The sequence below is a fragment of the Candidatus Sordicultor fermentans genome (assembly GCF_012728195.1).
GTDB classification, from domain to species: Bacteria; Atribacterota; Atribacteria; order Atribacterales; family Caldatribacteriaceae; genus Sordicultor; species Sordicultor fermentans.
In genome coordinates this window covers 1-1,960 of sequence record NZ_JAAYFP010000174.1, presented here as the reverse complement: position 1 = coordinate 1,960, position 1,960 = coordinate 1, and the positions used below count along the sequence as shown (strand labels likewise).

Here is a 1,960-nt window from a genome sequence, read left to right as displayed (position 1 = left end):
ATCCTCCTCATAGTCATGATAGGCTTTGCGGGAGAGTCACAGAGTGCTAAAACCAGGGGGGTTTTTGATTCTGGGCTTTATCGCCCGGGATGGCTTTATAGGACAAAAATACTCTAAAGATAAGCTCCAAAATGTTTTCTATCGGGATGCCACTTTTTATTCCCCCGGAGAAGTAAAACAATATCTCCAACAGGCCAATTTTAGCCATTTTGAATTCAGACAAACCCTTTTCAACCCTCTCGAGAATATAAAAGCAGTTGAACCGGTTAAAGAAGGATATGGAGAAGGCTCTTTTGTGGTTCTGCGAGCACAAAAGTTAGAAAACAACGAGTATAAGCCTTGACGAAGTGAAAAAGAAAGGAGTAAAATGAGGGAGAGTTGTCTGCCGGAGTGGCGGAATAGGAAGACGCAACGGACTTAAAATCCGTTGGAGTACAAACTCCGTGCCGGTTCAATTCCGGCCTCCGGCACCAGCTTTATTATCCGGGCACCTCAGACTCCTCTATAATTTTACCCCTTTCTCTGAAAGCATGAATCCAAAGACCATCGGATTCCTTATCTTATATTCTTTCAACTTGCAAGAGGTGCTCTTCCGCCTCTCGCCTTAACTACTCCCCCACCAACTGCTTTGCTAAATTGTTCAGTACTTGCCTCTGTAGTGCTTGATAAGCTATTCTTACTTTCCCCTCTGCTATTTCAATCAACCGCTGTTATCTCTGAAACTTAATCTTATCTATGCCTAACCAGCTGAAAATAGCAGTTAAAAGAGAAAGTAAAATTAAAATGAGTAAGTCTTTTTATTAACTCCATTAGCTTCCTCCTGTAAATATGTTATAGAAAAACTTAACATTACGCACCCAGTGAGCGTTTAAGTTATGAGGATCGTTATCTGCTCCCACTGGTGCATAGCGAGAACCTAAAAGGGTGATAAAGTCATTGCATTTGAGGGGAAACCCAGGTTTCCCCTCCGCAGAGCGTGAGCAAGGCTCATCCGCTATCTCGGACAGAGCGCTCCTCTTTCCTTCCTGTAGAGAAAAGAAGGAGAGAAACAGTATTTTCCCTCCTTATAAAGATAAACTGGCGACAGAGAAGGTGAGCATACGATATGGAGCTACAGGAGGATACCTTCTTGTAACAGCTTTTTTATCACCGCGAGAAGCGAGCAGCCTAGGGCGTGAGACCAAAAAACAAAAATCTAAAAAGTAAAGACCACTGGTGGGAAAACCAAAAAAGAACAGCCTGTGGCGTGGGCAAAAAAAGAAAAAAATTAAAAACATAAACTACCGAGGAGAAAAAGTCTTTCTCAGCAATCTTTTTAATTTCTTGCGCTTTTTTCTCAACATTGTCAGGTTGCAAGGTGGGGTTTGCGATGGACCCTGGAGTAAGATTGCCTATAGTAATGCCCCGGGAAAGACGGGGGCGAGGAGGAAATTAAGAGATGCGAAAACTATAAAATATAAAAAACTTTCTGTGGTATTGGGGAAAACGATGATTTTATGCTATAATTCTACCTCGCGGGGCGTAGCGCAGCCTGGTTAGCGCGCTTGACTCGGGTTCAAGAGGTCGGCCGTTCAAATCGGCTCGCCCCGACCAAGGCTGTAACGCTTGCGGGAAGCCCATTCCAGGTTGAGCAACTTCTCACCGGAAGCCTGGTTTTTGGTGAGTCAGGCGAACACTTTGAAAACCAAAAAAGAAACGTTATGGACTGCTTATCTCGAGGATTTTCTTTTATCTGGAAGAGTGGAAGGTAAAAAGGCTAAAACTCTGGAATGGTATAAAGTAATACTTACCCCTTTTGTAAACTACCTAAACCAAGAAGGACTTAGCCAGCTCACCTTACGAAAGTATGCCAATAGCCTCTCCGACCGCTTGAAAATTACCTCAGTTGATGCTCTGCTCATATAAGGCCTATCAAAGTTTTTCTCAACTTCTTGTATAAGAAAAGCTGTCGGAGCTATGT

Annotated in this window: 2 protein-coding genes and 2 tRNA genes; all 4 read left to right on the top strand. The window is 43.2% G+C overall.

The window, feature by feature from the left end:
• Nucleotides 1-43: 43 nt before the first annotated feature.
• The 4 genes from GXZ17_RS08880 to GXZ17_RS08865 all read left to right on the top strand — a co-directional run bounded on the left by GXZ17_RS08880 (nucleotide 44) and on the right by GXZ17_RS08865 (nucleotide 1,905).
• Nucleotides 44-343: a hypothetical protein gene (locus tag GXZ17_RS08880; RefSeq protein WP_409376929.1), complete on the top strand. Its 300-nt coding sequence runs from the start codon at nucleotides 44-46 to the stop codon at nucleotides 341-343.
• Nucleotides 344-384: 41 nt separating this feature from the next.
• Nucleotides 385-473: transfer RNA gene (locus GXZ17_RS08875), tRNA-Leu, on the top strand.
• 1,042 nt (nucleotides 474-1,515) lie between these two features.
• Nucleotides 1,516-1,593: transfer RNA gene (locus tag GXZ17_RS08870), tRNA-Pro, on the top strand.
• 33 nt (nucleotides 1,594-1,626) lie between these two features.
• Nucleotides 1,627-1,905, top strand: a complete 279-nt coding sequence (locus GXZ17_RS08865; protein WP_409376928.1) for a hypothetical protein — start codon at nucleotides 1,627-1,629, stop codon at nucleotides 1,903-1,905.
• The last annotated feature ends 55 nt before the right edge of the window (nucleotides 1,906-1,960 follow it).